The following is a 230-nucleotide window of genomic DNA, read 5'->3' as shown; positions in this document are numbered from 1 at the left end:
AGTCGTCGCCACCGGCCTCGGCGCCCCGACCCCGCTCGGCGGGTACGTCCCCACCACCTGGCAGGCCGCCCTGGCCGGCACGTCGGGGGCGCGCACCCTCGACAACGACTGGAGCGAGAAGTACGGCCTCCCGGTCGGCTTCGCCGCGACGCTCGCGGTCCGCCCGGAGGAGGTCCTCCCCCGGCCCGAGATGGAGAAGATGGACCCGTCCGCGCAGTACGCGCTCATCG

Annotated in this window: 1 pseudogene; it reads left to right on the top strand. The window is 75.2% G+C overall.

Annotation, left to right across the window (positions count from 1 at the left end):
* Positions 1-230 (top strand): annotated as a pseudogene (locus KVT14_RS21830) (beta-ketoacyl-ACP synthase); the annotation flags it as partial.

Source organism: Cellulomonas sp. GbtcB1, from assembly GCF_019091725.1.
Lineage (GTDB): Bacteria > Actinomycetota > Actinomycetes > Actinomycetales > Cellulomonadaceae > Cellulomonas.
Note: the sequence above shows the minus strand (reverse complement) of the source record. Positions and strands in the feature narration are given on the sequence as shown.